At 72.6% G+C, this 16,710-nt stretch carries 15 protein-coding genes and 1 pseudogene; 6 read left to right on the top strand and 10 right to left on the bottom strand.

The window, feature by feature from the left end; translation table 11 throughout:
• Positions 1–6: 6 nt before the first annotated feature.
• The 3 genes and pseudogenes from V1634_RS01190 to pdxH form a co-directional block, all read right to left on the bottom strand.
• On the bottom strand, positions 7–942 hold the full coding sequence (locus V1634_RS01190) for an aldose 1-epimerase family protein (protein WP_331205836.1): 936 nt from the start codon (positions 940–942) through the stop codon (positions 7–9).
• 145 nt (positions 943–1,087) lie between these two features.
• Positions 1,088–2,320: pseudogene (locus tag V1634_RS01185) on the bottom strand (MFS transporter); the annotation flags it as partial.
• Between the two features lie 71 nt (positions 2,321–2,391).
• Positions 2,392–3,045 carry a pyridoxamine 5'-phosphate oxidase gene (gene pdxH, locus V1634_RS01180; protein ID WP_331205835.1) on the bottom strand — a complete coding sequence of 218 codons (654 nt, stop codon included), beginning with the start codon at positions 3,043–3,045 and terminating at the stop codon, positions 2,392–2,394.
• A 244-nt stretch (positions 3,046–3,289) separates the two neighbouring features.
• Between pdxH and V1634_RS01175 the strand changes: the two genes are divergently transcribed.
• The 5 genes from V1634_RS01175 to V1634_RS01155 all read left to right on the top strand — a co-directional run bounded on the left by V1634_RS01175 (position 3,290) and on the right by V1634_RS01155 (position 9,677).
• Entirely contained in the window at positions 3,290–4,396 is a 1,107-nt protein-coding gene (locus V1634_RS01175; RefSeq protein ID WP_331205834.1) for a citrate synthase 2, read from the top strand.
• A 210-nt stretch (positions 4,397–4,606) separates the two neighbouring features.
• Positions 4,607–5,734, top strand: a complete 1,128-nt coding sequence (gene serC, locus V1634_RS01170) for a phosphoserine transaminase (protein ID WP_331205833.1) — start codon at positions 4,607–4,609, stop codon at positions 5,732–5,734.
• Between the two features lie 189 nt (positions 5,735–5,923).
• The gene (gene sepH / locus V1634_RS01165) at positions 5,924–6,997 is read left to right on the top strand and encodes a septation protein SepH (protein ID WP_331205832.1); all 1,074 of its coding nucleotides are present in this window, start codon (positions 5,924–5,926) and stop codon (positions 6,995–6,997) included.
• A gap of 72 nt (positions 6,998–7,069) precedes the next feature.
• A complete protein-coding gene (locus tag V1634_RS01160) occupies positions 7,070–8,056 on the top strand; it encodes an aldo/keto reductase (protein ID WP_331205831.1) in 987 nt (328 codons plus the stop codon).
• A gap of 121 nt (positions 8,057–8,177) precedes the next feature.
• Positions 8,178–9,677: an alpha/beta hydrolase gene (locus tag V1634_RS01155; RefSeq protein ID WP_331205830.1), complete on the top strand. Its 1,500-nt coding sequence runs from the start codon at positions 8,178–8,180 to the stop codon at positions 9,675–9,677.
• Between the two features lie 49 nt (positions 9,678–9,726).
• On the opposite strand, the gene V1634_RS01150 is transcribed toward V1634_RS01155, so the two are convergent.
• The 6 genes from V1634_RS01150 to V1634_RS01125 form a co-directional block, all read right to left on the bottom strand.
• Positions 9,727–10,365 carry a 2'-5' RNA ligase family protein gene (locus tag V1634_RS01150; protein WP_331205829.1) on the bottom strand — a complete coding sequence of 213 codons (639 nt, stop codon included), beginning with the start codon at positions 10,363–10,365 and terminating at the stop codon, positions 9,727–9,729.
• A gap of 39 nt (positions 10,366–10,404) precedes the next feature.
• Positions 10,405–10,914: a hypothetical protein gene (locus V1634_RS01145; RefSeq protein ID WP_331205827.1), complete on the bottom strand. Its 510-nt coding sequence runs from the start codon at positions 10,912–10,914 to the stop codon at positions 10,405–10,407.
• 60 nt (positions 10,915–10,974) lie between these two features.
• Positions 10,975–11,853: a maleylpyruvate isomerase N-terminal domain-containing protein gene (locus V1634_RS01140; protein ID WP_331205826.1), complete on the bottom strand. Its 879-nt coding sequence runs from the start codon at positions 11,851–11,853 to the stop codon at positions 10,975–10,977.
• Between the two features lie 146 nt (positions 11,854–11,999).
• The gene (locus V1634_RS01135; protein ID WP_331205825.1) at positions 12,000–13,286 is read right to left on the bottom strand and encodes an MFS transporter; all 1,287 of its coding nucleotides are present in this window, start codon (positions 13,284–13,286) and stop codon (positions 12,000–12,002) included.
• Between the two features lie 104 nt (positions 13,287–13,390).
• Complete coding sequence (locus tag V1634_RS01130) at positions 13,391–13,840, bottom strand: MarR family winged helix-turn-helix transcriptional regulator (protein WP_199853022.1); 450 nt, start codon at positions 13,838–13,840, stop codon at positions 13,391–13,393.
• An 86-nt stretch (positions 13,841–13,926) separates the two neighbouring features.
• Positions 13,927–15,396 (bottom strand): NCS2 family permease, encoded by a 1,470-nt coding sequence (locus V1634_RS01125; RefSeq protein WP_331205824.1) that lies wholly within the window; start codon positions 15,394–15,396, stop codon positions 13,927–13,929.
• Positions 15,397–15,525: 129 nt separating this feature from the next.
• On the opposite strand from V1634_RS01125, the gene V1634_RS01120 reads away from it, so the two are divergent.
• Positions 15,526–15,765 (top strand): DUF2530 domain-containing protein, encoded by a 240-nt coding sequence (locus V1634_RS01120; RefSeq protein ID WP_107262327.1) that lies wholly within the window; start codon positions 15,526–15,528, stop codon positions 15,763–15,765.
• Between the two features lie 6 nt (positions 15,766–15,771).
• Here V1634_RS01120 and V1634_RS01115 read toward each other — a convergent pair whose 3' ends face one another.
• Positions 15,772–16,593 (bottom strand): DUF3027 domain-containing protein, encoded by an 822-nt coding sequence (locus V1634_RS01115; protein ID WP_331205823.1) that lies wholly within the window; start codon positions 16,591–16,593, stop codon positions 15,772–15,774.
• Between the last annotated feature and the right edge of the window lie 117 nt (positions 16,594–16,710).

The raw sequence follows: 16,710 nt of genomic DNA, 5'->3' as shown, positions 1-16,710 counted from the left end.
GAGGCGTCAGGCGCCGGGCCGGATGCCCCAGCTCCCCTGCCAGGTCTGTCCCGGTTCGAGGACGATCACGTCCCGGCCGGAGCGGAACGCGTCCGGCGGGCAGGTCATCGGCTCGACCGCCACCGACCGCCGATAGCGGTCGCCGGTCAGGGTGTCCCCGGTGAAGACCTGCCACCAACCGAACGACGGGTCGGCCCAGATGCTCACCGCCGAGTCCGGGCCGGAGAGCGTGACGCTGGAACCCCACTCCTGCACCAGCGCCGGGTCGAGGTCCCCGAAGGCCAGATCGAGTACGGCCGGCCCGATCCGGCGCGGCTCGGTGAAGTCGTACTCCCCGCCGGTCACCTTCGCCGCCCCGATCGGGAGCAGCCGGCCGTCCAGCAGCAGCCGGCTGCGGCCCGGTACCCGCAGCCGCAGGTCGTCCACGGCGACTCCGGGCAGCCGCAGGTAGGGGTGCACCGAGAAGCCGAACGGGCAGGGCGTCTTGCCGACGTTGGTGGCCTCGTGGCGTACCCGCAGCCCGTCGGCGCCGACCTCCCACTGCGCACGCAGCGACAGCGGCCAGGGGTAGCCGATCTGGGCCGGCATCTCGCAGCCCACCACCACCGCGTCCGGCCGCTGCTCGACCAGCCGCCAGGGCAGCCAGTTGACCAGACCGTGGATCGCGGTGTGCCGGGCCGGCTCGGTCAGCGGAAGCTGCAACTCCTGGCCGGCGAAGGTGTACTGGCCGTCGCGGATCCGGTTCGGCCACGGTGCGAGTACCTGACCCGCGCTGCCGGCCGGCAGCTCGTCCTCCGCGTACCCGTCGAGGTAGTCGACGCCGTTCGCCCGGTACGCCCGCAGCCCTCCACCGATCTCGACCACCACGGCCTCCTGGCCGGCGGCAGAGATCGTCCACTGTGCACCGGAGAGCGGCCGGGTCGCCGTTGTGACGTTGTCCATGCCGGGACGATAGCCGTTACCCGGCGGCGGCGCCCGGCTGGCCGGACGCCGCGCCGCCGGCGGAGCCGGAGCCGGCGACCGCACCGGCCGGCCCGGAACCGGCCCCCGCACCCGGCCTCCGGTCCCCGTCGCCGCCCCCGGCGTCCTCGTCGTCGGGCTGCGGCGCCCGGTAGCGCGCCAGCGCCGGGAAGAGGAGCCCCAGCAGCAGCGCGAGTACGGCCGCCGCCACCCCGCCGCCCACCCAGGCGACGCCGACCCCGAAGGCGGCGGCGGTGCTGCCGGCGCGCAGGTCGCCCAGTCGGGGGCCACCCGCCACCACCGTGATGTTCACGCCCTGCAACCGGCCGCGCAGCCGGTCCGGGGCGTAGACCTGCAACATCGACTGCCGGAAGACCGCGCTGACCAGGTCGGCCGCCCCGGCCACCGCGAGCAGCAGGACGGCCAGCCAGAGCTGCCGGGCCAGCCCGGCGGCGGCGATCGCCAGCCCCCAGCCGACCACGGCGCAGACCAGGGCCAGGCCCTGCCGGCGGACCCGGCTGATCCAGCCCGAGGTGAGCCCGCCGAGCACCGAGCCGATCGCGATCGCGCTGAACAGCCAGCCGACCGCCGACCCGCCGCCGAAGCGCTCCTGCGCCACCTCGGGGAAGAGCGCCCGGGGCATCGCCAGCACCATCGCGATGATGTCGACGGCGAAGGAGAGCAGCAGGACCGGGGTGGTGGCCAGATAGCGGAACCCGTCCACCATGCTGGCCAGGCCGGCCCGCCGGGGCGAGCCGCCGTCGTCCAGCGGCGGCATCGACGGCAGCCGGTAGGTGGCCCAGAGCGAGACGGTGAAGAGCAGCGCGTCCACCCCGTACGCCACCGGGAGCACCGCCTCGACCGACCCGGCCGAGAAGACCAGGCCGGCGGCGAGCGGACCGAGTACCCCACCGGCGGTGGAGGTGGTGTAGCCGAGCGTGTTCGCCGACGGCACCAGCGAGGTGGGCACCAGCCGGGCGATGATCGCCTGCCGGGCCGGCGAGCTGACCGCGAAGGCGGTGGTCTGCACCGCGACCAGCACCAGCAGCAGGACCGGGCTGCCGACCCGGAACAGCGCCTGGAGCAGCAGTCCTCCGGTGGAGAGCCACATCAGCATCGAGCTGGCCAGCAGCAGCTTGCGGCGGTCCACCGCGTCCGCGACCGCCCCGCCCCAGAGGCCGAAGACCAGCAGCGGGACGAATCCGGCGATACCCAGCAGGCCGACCCAGAACGACTCCCTGGTCAGCGCGAACATCTCCACCGGTACGGCGACGGCGGTGAGCTGGAAGCCGAACATCGAGACGCCGTTGCCGATCCAGAGCCGCCGGTACGCCGGCACCCGCAGCGGACGTACGTCCATCGCCCACCGGGAGAACCGGCCGGCGGACCGCGGATTCCCGGCGGCGGCCGGCTCGGCGGAGTCAGCGGCGGTCAAGGCGCCAGCCGCTCAATGATCCAGTCGTCCGCACCGGTCCGACGGTAGCGCAGCCGATCGTGCAGCCGGCTCGCCCGTCCCTGCCAGAACTCCACCGTCGACGGGACCACCCGCAGGCCGCCCCAGTGCGGCGGTGGCGGCACCGGTACGCCGTCGGGAAACCGCTGCGCGACGGCCCGGAAGCGGTCGTCCAGCGCGGCCCGGTCGGCGAGCACCTCCGACTGCGGGCTCGCCCACGCCCCGAGCTGCGACCCGCGCGGCCGGCCGGCGAAGTACGCCTCGGTCTCGGCCCTGTCGACCGGGCCGATGGTGCCGCAGACCACCACCTGGCGCTGGATGGGAAACCACGGCAACAGCAGGCTGGCGTACGGGTTGAGCCGCGCCTCGGTGCCCTTGCGCGACCCGTAGTTGGTGTAGAAGACCAGCCCGCGCTCGTCGTACCCCTTCAGCAGCACCGTGCGGCTGCTGGGCCGGCCCTGCGCGTCGGCGGTGGCCACCACCATCGCGTTCGGCTCCGGCAACCCGGCCCCGACCGCGTCGATGAACCAGCGGTGGAACTGCGTCCACCAGTCGGGCGCCAGCTCGTCCTCGGCGAGCCCGTCGGCAGACCCGTACTCCCGACGCAGCCCGGCCGGCGGTGTGTCCCGCATCACGTCACATCCTCGTCCGTCGATTGGAGGCGGGGAACCCGCGCCGACCCGGTCGGCCGTCGGGCGCGCCCGAGCGGGCCCGTCGTTGCCGCCCCGTGTCGCGCGTAGCACAACCCTGACCTCTCGCAAAGTTAGTTACCCAGCAGGCAAGATGGCACGAATACATCGCAGAGTTCGCCACGGGTTCACGCCGGGCACCGCCGGGTGAGCCCCGAATGCACGGACGACCGATCCAGGAGCGCGCATGTCCGACTTCAAACCGGGGCTGGAAGGCGTGATCGCCTTCGAGACCGCCATTGCCGAGCCTGACAAGGAAGGAGGGGCGCTGCGCTATCGCGGGGTCGACATCGAGGACCTGATCGGCCAGGTCTCCTTCGGCAACGTCTGGGCGCTGCTCGTGGACGGCCGGTTCGGTCCCGGCCTGCCTCCGGCCGAACCGTTCCCGGTGCCGGTGCACTCCGGCGACATCCGGGTCGACGTGCAGTCCGCGGTGGCGATGCTGGCGCCGTACTGGGGGCTCTCCCAGTTCCTCGACATCTCCGACGAGCAGGCCCGGGAGGACCTGGCCCGGGTCTCGGTGACCGCGCTCTCCTTCGTCGCCCAGTCGGCGCGCGGGCTCGGCCTGCCGGCCGTACCGCAGAAGGAGATCGACAAGGCCGAGACCATCGTCGAGCGGTTCATGAAGCGCTGGCGGGGCGAGCCCGACCCCCGGCACGTCAAGGCCGTCGACGCCTACTTCATCTCCGCCGCCGAGCACGGCCTGAACGCCTCCACCTTCACCGCCCGGATCGTCGCCTCGACCGGTGCCGACGCCGCCGCCTGCATCTCGTCCGGCATCGGCGCGCTCTCCGGCCCGCTGCACGGCGGTGCGCCGTCCCGGGTACTGCACATGATCGAGGCGGTGGAGCGCAGCGGCGACGCCGAGGGGTACGTCAAGGGCGTACTCGACCGGGGTGAGCGGCTGATGGGCTTCGGGCACCGGATCTACCGGGCCGAGGACCCGCGCGCCCGGGTGCTCCGGCGTACCGCCAAGGAGCTGGGCGCGCCGCGCTTCGAGATCGCCGAGGCGCTGGAGAAGGCCGCCCTGGAGGAGCTGCACAACCGCAAGCCGGACCGGGTGCTCGCCACCAACGTCGAGTTCTGGTCGGCCGTGGTGCTCGACTTCGCCGAGGTACCGGCGCACATGTTCACCTCGATGTTCACCTGTGCCCGGATGGGCGGTTGGAGCGCGCACATCCTGGAGCAGAAGAAGTTGAAGCGGCTGGTCCGGCCGGCGGCCCGGTACACCGGCCCCGGCCCGCGCAAGCCCACCCAGGTGGAGGGCTGGGACGCCGTCCCACACAACGCCTGAGGTGTAAGGAAGGGCCCCCGCTTATCGCTTTTTGTATAAGCGGGGGCCCTTCCTTACACCCGACGGATTGTGGGGCAGAACTCAGCCGGCGGCGTGGGATCGTCCTCCGGGTGGCCCGGCGGAGGTGCGAGGATGGGGTGGCGGCAGCGTCGCCGGATCAACCGCTCGGCTCCCGGGCCCGCTCGGCCCACCGGAAGGATCTTCGTAACCGTGGCTGACGTATCGACCATTCGGATTCCCGACGAGATCAGACCCGCTGACGGCCGGTTCGGCTGCGGCCCCTCCAAGGTGCGTCCGGCGGCGGTCTCCGCGCTGGCCGACGTCGCCACGACCTACCTCGGCACCTCGCACCGGCAGAAGACCGTACGCGACCAGGTGGCCCGGCTGCGTCGCGGCATCGCCGAGTTCTTCTCCCTGCCCGAGGGTTACGAGGTGGTGCTCGGCAACGGCGGCACCACCGCCTTCTGGGAGGTGGCCACCTTCGGACTGGTTCGCGACCGGGCGCAGTTCGCCAGCTTCGGCGAGTTCGGCGCCAAGTTCGCCAAGTCGGTGAAGGACGCGCCGTTCCTGGGCGAGCCCACCGTGCGCAAGTCCGACCCGGGCACCGCGCCGTCGCTGGTCGCCGAGGCCGGTGTCGACGTCTACGCCACCCCGCACAACGAGACCTCGACCGGTGTCGCGGTGCCGATCCGCCGGGTGGCCGGCGCCGACGACGACGCGCTGCTGCTGGTCGACGCGACCTCCGGGGCGGGCGGCCTGGAGGTGGACGTCCGGGAGACCGACGTCTACTACTTCGCCCCGCAGAAGTGCTTCGGTTCCGACGGCGGGATCTTCCTCGCCCTGATGTCGCCGGCCGCGCTGGCCCGGGCCACCGAGATCAAGTCCTCGGGGCGCTACATCCCGGCCTTCCTCGACCTGGTCACCGCGATCGACAACTCGCGGCTGGAGCAGACGTACAACACCCCGGCGCTGGCCACGATCTTCCTGGCCGCCGAGCAGACCGACTGGATGAACGCGCAGGGCGGGCTGGCCTGGGCGGCCAAGCGCACCGCCGAGAGCGCCGCGATCGTGTACGGCTGGGCCGAGCGTTCCGCCGTGGCGACACCCTTCGTGACCGATCCGGCACTGCGCTCCAATGTGGTGGCCACGGTCGACTTCGCCGACGGTGTCGACGCGACCGCGATCGCCAAGGCGCTGCGGGCGAACGGGATCGTCGACACCGAGCCGTACCGCAAGCTCGGCCGCAACCAGCTCCGGATCGCGCTCTTCCCGGCCGTCGAGCCCAGCGACGTCGAGGCGCTGACCGCCTGCGTCGACTACGTGGTCGACCGGCTCTGAGTCGAACCGTCCCTCGGGTCGGGCCGGTCGGCCGGACCGCCCGACCCGAGTGATCAATTCGTGCAGCTCACCCGCGACATGCGGGCGCGCCTCTCCCCAACGGGTGACGGAGCAGCGTACCGTGTGACGAGGACGCCCGGGTGTCTGACCTGTGGCGTGGGGCCAGCGAGGCGGGACGGAGGCAACGCGATGCGGCCAGTACGCTTCGTCGCCCTCTCCGAGGACGGCCAGGCCATGGTGCTCACCGACGAGGTGGGCCGTCTTCTCGCGCTGCCGATCGACGAACGGGTCGCGACGGTCCTGCACAACGAGCCCGGCAGCGCGCCACTGACCGCGGTCGGTCCCGGCACCGAGCCGGCACCCTCGCTGTCGCCACGGGACATCCAGGCCCGGATCCGTTCCGGCGAGTCCGCCGAGGACGTGGCCCGGATCGCCGGGGTTCCGGTCGACCGGGTGCTGCGCTATGCCGGCCCCGTGCTCCAGGAGCGGGCGATGCTCGCCCAGCACGCCCGGCGGACCCGGCTGAAGAACGCGGAGAACCAGGCGCCGCTCGCCGAGATCGTCGACGGCCGGCTCTCCCAGCACGGCATCGACACCGAGAAGATCTCCTGGGACGCCTACCGGCGCGACGACGGCACCTGGCGGATCATCGCGACCTGGCCCTCGGGCAAGGCCACCGCCCAGGCGATCTGGGATCTCGACAAGGCCCGCCAGGCGGTGACGCCGCACGACGACATGGCGCAGTACCTCTGCGCCGAGCGCCCCGCGCCACTGCTCGGCCAGGAGCCCGCGCCGGAACGCGGCGGTCACGCGCTGCCCGGTCCGTCCCGGGTGGAGCCGGGCCGTGGTGGGCACGGCCTGCCGGCGGCGGCCGGCGACCACGCCCGGCCCGGCCGGGATCCGATCCGGGCCGGCCGGGACGCGCTGCTCGCCGGGCTCGACCGGCCGCTCGGTTCGACCGCCGGTCGCGGTCTCGACCCGGCCGCGTCGATGGCCTCGCCGGACGCGCCCCGGCAGCGTCCGGTCGCCGGTGGTGCCGCCGCGCTGCTCGGCGGCGGCGCCGGTTCCGCGTTCGACGACGACGCCGACGCTCCGAAGGAGGTCCCGGCGGTGCCGTCGCTGGCGGTGCTCCGGCCGCGTCGCGCCGCCACCGGGCCAGGCTCCGGCGAGTCCGGTGACGCCTCCGGCAAGCCGCGCAAGCGCCTGCCGAGCTGGGACGACGTCCTCTTCGGCAGCGGCCCCGCCGCCCGCGAGACCTCCTGACGCCCTCGCACCTCCGCCGATCCGCCCGTCTCATGATCGACACTGGGCGGATCGGCGTGGCAGGGTGAAACAATGGAATACACCAATCTCGGCCGGACCGGTCTGTCGGTGAGCAGGCTCTGCCTGGGCACCATGAACTTCGGGCCGGAAACCGGTGAGCCGGACAGCTTCGCCATCATGGACCGCGCCCTGGAACACGGAATCAACTTCTTCGACACCGCCAACGTCTACGGCCGCAAGGTCGGCGAGGGCGTCACCGAGAACATCCTCGGACGCTGGTTCGCCCAGGGCGGCGGCCGGCGCGAGAAGGTCGTGCTGGCGACCAAGGTGTACGGCCGGATGGGCGACTGGCCCAACGAGCAGGGCCTCTCCGCCCGGCACATCGTACGCGCCTGCGACGAGTCGCTGCGCCGGATGCGGACGGACTGGATCGACCTCTACCAGATGCACCACGTCTCCCGGAGCACCCCGTGGGAGGAGATCTGGCAGGCGATGGAGACCCTGGTCGCCCAGGGCAAGGTGCTCTACGTCGGATCGTCCAACTTCGCCGGCTGGCACCTGACCCGGGCGCAGGAGTCCGCGAACCGGCGGCACTTCCTCGGGCTCGTCTCCGAGCAGTGCGTCTACAACCTGATGAACCGCTTCGTGGAGTTGGAGGTCCTGCCCGCCGCCGAGGAGTACGGCCTCGGGGTCATCCCGTGGTCGCCGTTGCAGGGCGGGCTGCTCGGCGGGGCGCTCCGCAAGCTGGCCGAGGGCGGGGCGGCGCGGAGCACCAGCGAGCACGCCAGCAAGCTGCTCGCCGAGCGCCGGCCGGCGATCGAGGCGTACGAGAAGTTCTGCGCCGAACTCGGGCACGACCCGGCGGACGTCGCGCTCGGCTGGCTGCTGACCCGGCCCGCGGTGACCGCCCCGATCATCGGCCCCCGGACCCTGGACCAGCTCGACGCGTCGCTCGGCGCGCTGGCGGTCGAGTTCACCGAGGACACCCTGGCCCGGCTGGACGAACTCTTCCCGCCGCTCGGCAAGGGCGGTCCCGGCCCGGAGGCCTGGGCCTGGTAGTCGCACCGCCCCGGGTACGGCTGGCGGTACCGCCGATCCGGAGGACTGCCGGGTCGACCGTGGAGGCCGCGATCAATAGCGTCACCGGTGATCCGCAATCCTTCGCCCGGAAGGAACGTCGATGACCTGGGTTTCGCGACTGATCGCCGGTGCGGCCGTCGTCGCCGTACTCGGCACCACCGCCTCGGCTCCGGCGGCCGCCGGAGCCACGACCTCCGACGGTCGATCCGCCGGCCGACTCAGCTTCGGTCCGTGCACGGACGCCGCGCTGGTCGCGGCCGGAGCCGAGTGCGGGGTACTGCGGGTGCCGTTGCGCCACACGCGTCCGGACGGCGACGTGGTGGACCTCGTGGTGTCCCGGATCCGGGCCGCCGATCCGACCCGCCGACGCGGCATCCTCCTGGTCAATCCCGGCGGTCCGGGTGGCCCCGGGCTGGACTTCGCTGCCAGGTTGCGGCCCGAACTGGGCGCGGCGGCCGATCAGTACGATCTCATCGGCTTCGATCCGCGGTTCGTCGGCGGCAGCGCGCCGATCACCTGTGGTCCGATGACCCTCCGCGATGTCGGGCGTTCGGCCGGTACGGACCGGTCCGGCTTCCTGGAGTCGGCCCGGCTGTCGGCCGACTTCGCCCGCCGGTGCCGGGAACGCAACGCCGACCTGCTGCCGTACGCCGGCATCCGTGACGTCGCCCGGGACATGGATCGGATCAGGGCCGCCCTGGGCGAATCCCGAATGTCCTACTACGGCGTCTCGTGGGGTGCCGACCTGGGTGCCGTCTACTCGGAGCTGTTTCCGCACCGGGTGGACCGGATGGTGCTCGACAGCGTCTCCGCGGTGGAGTCGGAGTACGCGCTCAACCAGGCGGGCGCCGGCCGGGCGGAGGCGGCCCTCGCGGAGTGGGCGCGCTGGGCGGCGGCCCGGCACGACAGCTACCGGCTCGGTTCCACCCCAGCCCAGGTCCAGGCGACGGTCCGTGGGCTGGTCGACGCCCTGGCCCGGCGGCCCGTCGAGGTCGACGGCCACCTGGTCGACGACAACATCCTGCCGTTCCTGATCCGCAGGTGGTTGGGGAACGAGGCCGACGACCCGGTGCTGGCCCGGACGCTGGGCGACCTCGTCGCCGCCGTCGTCGGCCGGACGGTCAGCTGGTCGGCGGAGCTGACCGAGATGCTGACTCTGCTGGACCTGCGGGACCCGATGATCGAGAACATCCTCGCCTCGTCGTTCGGGGTGTTCTGCGCCGACCCGCGCTGGCCGGACGGTGCCGCGCCGTACTGGCGCAACGTGCAGCACAGCCGCAGCAGCCAGCCGATCTTCGGTCCGTTGGGGAACAACGTCACGCCGTGCGCCTTCTGGCCGACCCCGGCCGAGGCGCCGGTCAGGGTGGCGCACGACGTGCCGGTGCTGATGGTGCAGGCGACGCGGGACAACTCGCCGTACCACCTCGCGGTCGACCTGCACCAGCGGCTGACCGCGTCCCGGCTGGTCACCGTCGACATCCGGGCGCACGGCATGTACGCGCGCCGGGTCAACGGGGACGAGTCGCTGCCCTGCGTCGACCAGACCGTCAACGCCTATCTGGCGACCGGGACGATGCCGCCGGCCGGCACCTGGTGCTGACCCGCCCGGACGGCGTCCCGGTGGCGCCGATCCGGGGCGGGACGCGCGGTCAGAGCGGCCAGGTCGCCAGCCGGTCGTACGTCGGCCGGGGGCCGAGGTGGCTGCGTACCAGCACCAGCTCGGTCGCCGGCCAGGACGGCCCGAGATATCCGTCGAGAGTACGCAGGTCCTCGTCGAGGCTCTCCCGGTCCAGTCGGTCGCCGGGGCGGGCCAGCGTGAGGTGTGGCCGCAGCGGCCGAAGGTCGGACGGCAGCCGGGACCTGCGCAGCTCTCGCCGCACCGTCACGGCCAGCTGGCGCAGGGCGTCCACCTCGCCGAGCAGCCCCACCCAGAGCACCGTGAACCGTCCCCGCCCGAACCGCCCACCGCCACCGAGCTGGAGCCGGGGCGCCGGCCGCGGCTGCGGTGCCCCGCCCGGCGCGACCGGTGCCGGTCCGGCCGCGCGCCGACGCCGGACCGGTGGGTGCCGCCACGCCCCGACGGCCCGGGAGAGCGTCTCCTCCACCGTGGGCAGCCGGTCGTCCGGCACCTCGCCGAGGAAGGCGACCGTGACGTGCAGCGTCGACCGGGCGGTCAGCCGTACGTTGATCCCGGTCTCGGCCGCCGCGCCGATCCGGAGCCGGCGCGTCTGCGCGACGATGTCGTCCAGCGCCTCCGGCGGCGGATAGACGGCCACGAAGAGCCGCATCTCAGCGCCGCTCCGGGCGGTGTCGTGCCGGCGGGCGGCTCAACTGCCACCCTGACGGGGGCCGGCGTGCGGGGAGGGCAGGACCAGGCCGGCGGCCTGCAACTCGCCCTCGACGCGTACCCGCTCGATCTCCAGGTCGACGCCGTCGAGATCGCCGAGGTGTTCGGCCACACCCAGGCACCGACTGGCCAGGCGCAGCCGGTCGTCGTACGCCCCCAGCACCGCGTCCTGCCAGAGCCGGGACCGTCCGGCGATCCGCAGCCGCTGGTCGCCCAGCCGGCGCAGGTCGGCGGCGATCCGTTCGATCGCCGGGTGGTCCACCCGGTCCAACTCGGTTGGATCGACCTCGGTGCTGGGCGCGTCCACTTCGAACGCCCGGTCGAGTCGCTCGATCGCCCGCCGCGACCGGCGGCTGTCCCGGTGGCCGGCGAGCCAGCGGGCGGAGCCGTCGATCAGCTCGTCGGCGCAGATCAGTGCGGCGATGACGACCGGCAGGCAGGCGATGGCAAGAAGAGCCAGCGGCAGCGCGAAAGCATGCACGACGGCCACGTTCTCCGACGCTAACCGGCGGCAACCCGGCCCGCCACCGGTTTTGCAATCAACGAACATTCATCGGGTCGCCGGAGCGAGCGCCAGGCGCAGCCGGTCGACGGCCGCCCGGTCGCCGGCCCAGCGGACGGCGTCGTCGGCCGAGCGCCGCCAGAGCCAGAGCAGCAACTGCTCGGGAGTGGCGCTGATGGTCGCCGCCGGTCCGGCCTCGGGGGGCGGATCGTCGGCCGCCCCGGACGTCGCCGCGTCGCCGGTCGCCGACGCCCCGCCGCCGGCACCGGCCGACCTTCGGGCGGCTGCCGCTTCCGGCCGGTCGTCGCCCGCCGCCGCCGTGGCGCGGGCGACCGCGGCACGGTCGGCGGTGACCGTGGCACCCTCCGGACCGAGCCGGACCTGCCAGCTCGCCGGCCCGGCGCTGGCCAGGACCCGGATCGGGGGATCGGGGAGCACGTCGGTGAAGCGCTCGGGCCATCGCCGGCTGCCGTAGCCCAGGAAGATCCGCAGCACCTCGTCGATGCCGTCGACGGCGAGGTCGGCGGGGATCTCCGTCACGGGCCCGGCGCCCGCCAGCTCCGCGTCCACCCGGTGGACGACCGTCTCCTGTGCCATCCGCCGGAGCCAGAAGCCGACGGTCTGGTCCGGGTCGTACCAGGTGGGGGCGAGCGCGCCCGGATCCCGACTGTCGAACTCGGCGCGCAGCGCGAGACATGCCCGGTCGAGCAGCGCCAACGGCTCCTCACCGGAGACGTCCGGCGGCCACGCCGACGGGATCCGACCGGTCCGCATGCACTCCACCTTGTGCAGGTAGACGATTGCGACGTGCCGGACCAGGTCGGCGACGGTCCAGTCCGGACAGCTCGGCACGGCGGCGGCCAGATCGGCGGAGGCGACCTGGCGCAGCCGGGCCTGGTCGGCAGCCAGGCACTCCAGAAGTCGCACGCGCAGCATGGAACCAGCTAACCAGAGGGGTCCGACGCCCGCAGGGTGCCGCGCCATCGACCGGCGGCGCTCGATGGCACGGCGTCCGGGTGGATCCTCGATGGCACGGCCCGGGTGGACGGCCGATGGCACGGCGTCCGGGTGACTCAGGTGTCGGCCGGGTGCACCACGTAGAAGCGGGGCAGCGGGAGGATGCGCAGCCGCACCCGGGTACCGGTGCGGTGCAGTTGCCAGATCAGCGCCGTCCCGGCGGTGGCCAGCGAGATCAGGCCGCCGATCCAGATGCTCGCACCGGCGCCGTAGCGCTCGGCGATCCAGCCGATGATCGGCGCGCCGACCGGGTTGGTGCCGAGGAACACCAGCACCCAGAGCGACATGACCCGGCCCCGGAAGGCCGCGTCGACGCCGAGCTGCACCCGCTGGTTGGACGCCTGGGCGAAGAAGACCATGAAGAACCCGGTCAGCGGCAGCAACGCCACCACCAGCCAGTACGTCGGGGCGAGCCCGACCAGGGTGCCGCAGGCGCCGGTCGCCACGGCGGCGCCGAGCACCACCCACACCGACGGCCGGCTGCGCCGGCCGCTGCCGGCCAGCGCCCCGGCGAGCGCGCCCACCGCGAGCGCGGTGGTGAAGAGGCCGAACGAGGCGGCACCGGTGTTGAAAGTGGTCTTCGCCAGCGCCGAGAGGGTGAGCTGGAAGTTGAACAGGGCCAGTCCCATCACCGACATCAGCACCATCGGCAGGACCAGGTCGGAGCGGCGGGCGACGTACCGGAGTCCGTCGATCACCCGGGCGGAGTCCCGCTCGGCGAGCGGCGGCAGTTCCTCGCGGTGCAGCTCGGCCGGGCGCATCAGCACCACGCAGACCACCGGGGCGATCGAACTGAGCGCACTGACCAGGAAGACCGGGCCGACGTCGAAGAGGGCGATCGCCACCCCGGCGACCGCCGGGCCGATGATCCGGGCCGAGTTGAAGGTGGCCGCGGAGAGCGCCAGGGCGTTGGGCAGCAGCGGGGTGCCGACGAGTTCGGAGACGAAGGACTGGCGTACCGGTGTCTCGACCGCGTTCGCCACCCCGAGCAGGCCGGCGAAGACGAAGACGTGCCACAGCTGCACCACACCGGTGATGACCAGCACGCTCATGCCGAGCGCCAGGAGGCTCCAGGTGCAGTTGGCGATGAACAGCAGCACCCGTTTGTCGTACCGGTCGGCGAGGCGGCCGGAGAGCAGGGTCAGCAGGAGTACCGGGGTGAACTGAAGTGCGATGACCACGCCGAGCGCGGAGGCCGAGTTGTCCGAGAGATCCAGGACGAGCCAGTCCTGTGTGGTGAACATCATCCACACGCCGATCAGCTTGATGAACTGACCGGTGGCGAAGAGCCGGTAGTTGCGAACCGTCAGGGACTGGAAGGTGGTGCTCAGCTTTGCCCGCACTCGGGGTGCGCCTCCTCGGGTCGTACGCGTCATCCCGACCTCCGGCCTCGGCATTGCGGCCGGAAGGTCCTAGCGGACGAAGCGGACCCGGTCGTCTGCGGCGGTCAGTCGCGCGCCACCTTCTGCAGGATCTCGGCGGCGCGCTGGAGCGCGTCGCGTTCCTCCGGGGTCAGCTCGGCGAGCCGGACGGCCAGCCACCTGTTGCGGGCCCGGTCGAACTGGGCGAGCATCGCGCGGCCGGTGTCGGTGGTCGAGAGGATGACCTGCCGACCGTCGGTCGGATGGGGGGTGCGCTGCACGAGGCCGCGCTCCTCCAACCTCGCGACGATCTTGGTCATCGTCGGCGGCTGGACCCGTTCGGTGTCGGCCAGCTCGCGGGGTGTCAGCGCGCCGGCCAGCTCCAGGCTGGTCAACGCGGAGAGCTGGGTCCCCGTGAGGTCGCCGACCGGCCGGGTCTGCCGTACCCGTCGGTTGAGTCGGGTGATCGCGTCGCGCAACAACGTCGCGAGCTGCGCCGGTGGCATGTGCTTCGCCATCACCGTCCACTCCGTCACGGTCGTTAGCCTAACTAATAAGCTTGGCTAACGACCACCGATTATGACCACTGTCACCGGGACCCGGCGCCGTGCCGTTCCACAGGCTAGAACAGCACAGCCTCGATCGGGCCGCGCAGGAAGTAGACCACGAAGAGCGCGGCCACCCCGTAGAGCAGCGGGTGCACCTCCCGGGCCTTGCCCCGGGCCAGCTTGACCAGCACGAAACTGATCACGCCGGCCCCGATGCCGTTCGAGATCGAGTAGGTGAACGGCATCAGCACGATGGTCAGGAACGCCGGGATGGCGATCTCGTAGTCGTTCCAGTCGATGGTCCGCACCGCGGTCATCATCAGGAACCCGACGATCACCAGCGCCACCGAGGCCGCCTCGAACGGCACCACCACGACCAGCGGGGCCAGGAACATCGCCAGCAGGAACAACCCGCCGGTGACCAGGTTGGCCGCCCCGGTCCGGGCGCCCTCCGCGACCCCGGCGGCGCTCTCGATGTACGACGTGTTGCTCGACGTACTCGCCGCACCGCCGGCCGCCGCGGCGATCGAGTCGACCAGCAGGATCTCCCGGGTACGCGGCGGCATCTTCTGCTCGTCGAGCAGCCCGCCCTCCTGGCCGACCGCCACCATCGTGCCCATGGTGTCGAAGAAGTCCGTGATCAGCAGCGTGAAGACGAACATCAGCGCGACCAGCACACCCGCCCGCTGCCAGGAGCCGAGCAGGTCGAAGTGACCCAGCAGGGAGAGATCGGGGGCGTCCACCACCCGCTCCGGCAACGCCGGCACGTTCAGCGACCAGCCGGCCGGGTTGGGCTTCCCGTCCACCGTCGACGGGCCGACCTTGGCGATCGCCTCCACCACGATCGCCAGTACGGTCGAGGTGAGGATGCCGATCAGGATCGCGCCCCGCACCCGGCGTACCACCAGCACCAGCGTGACCAGCAGCCCGAGTACGAAGACCAGGGCCGGCCAGGTGACCAGCTTGCCGCCGATGCCCAGCCCGACCGGCACGGTGGTGTTGGCGGCGTCCGGGATCCGCCGGACGAACCCGGCGTCGACCAGCCCGATGATCGTCAGGAACAGCCCGATGCCGACCCCGATCGCGGTCTTGAGCTGGGTCGGCACCGCCCGGAACACGGCGGTACGCAGCCCGGTCAAGACCAGCACGGCGATGATCAGGCCCTCGATCACCACCAGACCCATCGCGTCGGCCCAGGTCATCTGCGGGGCGATCTCGAACGCCACCAGCGCGTTCACGCCGAGCCCGGCGGCCAGCGCCAGCGGGAACCGGCCGACCACACCCATCAGGATCGTCATCACCCCGGCCACCAGGGCGGTCGCCGCGGCCAGCGCCGGGATGGCCAGCCGGGCGCCGTCACCGTCGACCGCGTTGCCCAGGATCAGCGGGTTGAGCACCACGATGTAGGCCATCGTGAAGAACGTGGCGAGCCCGCCACGCACCTCCCGGCCCACCGTCGAGCCGCGCGCCGTGATCTCGAAGTACCGGTCGAAGGCGTTACCGGCGCCGGAGCGGCCCTCCGGCTTTGTCGGGGCGTTGTCCATCAGGTCCTCGCAGGGGGTGTACGAGTGTGCTCAGGTCATCGTTGATCGAGGCATCGTCCCAGATCACCGGTTACCAACAAAGACCTTCCCGGTTACCATGCCCCACCAGCAGGCCCGTACGCTGGAGCGATGTCGGAGGAGGAGCCGCGGATCGAGCCGCTCGACCCGCCGATGGTCCCGTTCGCCGTCGCCGGGATCGTGATCTGGGCGGTCGTCGGGCTGGTGCTGCTGGTCTTCTTCCGGGACTGGCTCGCCGACACCGGCCGCGAGCACTGGCTCTGGACCTGCCTGGCCGGTTTCCTCGCCGGCTTCGCCGGGCTGGCCGTGATGCTCCGGCACGACGCCAACCGCCGCCGCGCCCGCCGGTGAGCTGCCTCAGCCGTGCCCGTACGGCTCCGGAGGCTCGGCGGCCTCGACCGAGCCGGGTGCCCGGCTGACCGCGATCGCCTCGACCTCGCTGTCGTCGTAGATCGTCGGCAACTCGTCGACCGGCGTCTCCGGCGACTCGACCAGCGTCTCCGAGTGCGCCCCGCAGCCGTGGTCGGCGCTGACCGCCCGGCCGTCGTCGGGGGCGAAGAAGTTCCCGCAGACGCCGAAGGACTGGCGCAGCGCACCGGCCAGCGGGAGGTAGAAGCCGCAGGTGCCGCAGCGGGCGGCCCGCGGTGCGGCGACCGCGATCGGCGCGCTCGGCCCGTGATCCCCGTCATACCACCGCTGGGCGGTCTCGATCCGGCCCTCCCGGGACATCACCCGGGGGCGCCCGAGGCCCAGCTCCCAGGCCGTCTCCTCCACCGCCGGATCGTCGGAGAGCAGGTAGCCGGGGACGAGCCGTTCGTCGTCCTGCGGGGTGGGCAGCAGGTCGCCGACGCCGAGGTCACCGGGCTGGAGCCGCTCCTGCCAGGGCAGCCAGCTCGGCGCGAGCAGCGCGTCCGGGCCGGGCAGCAGGAACGTCTCGCAGACGGTGACGTGCCGGCTGCGCGGCACCCGGGTCACCGTCACCGCCCACTGCCAGCCCTGGTAGCCGGCCATCCGGCACTCGAAGAGATGCGTCACGAGCCGGTCGCCCTCGACGACCGCCCCCTGGTGGTCGCCGACGTCGGCCGGGTCGACCTCGGTGATGCCCTCCCGCGCCACGTCGACGGCGCTGGCGCAGACCTGATCGAGACGGGCGGCTCTGGCCGCGGTGCTCCTGGTCACTCACCCATTCTTGCCTATCCTTGACGGCGGGTCGGCGGCACTCCCCGGCACGTTTCTCCGCAGAGATATCTCGGCACAGATCCGACGGTCGTCGACCGGATGGGCGAGGATGATGCT

Source organism: Plantactinospora veratri, assembly GCF_036421995.1.
Classification (GTDB): domain Bacteria; phylum Actinomycetota; class Actinomycetes; order Mycobacteriales; family Micromonosporaceae; genus Plantactinospora; species Plantactinospora veratri.
Note: the sequence above shows the minus strand (reverse complement) of the source record. Positions and strands in the feature narration are given on the sequence as shown.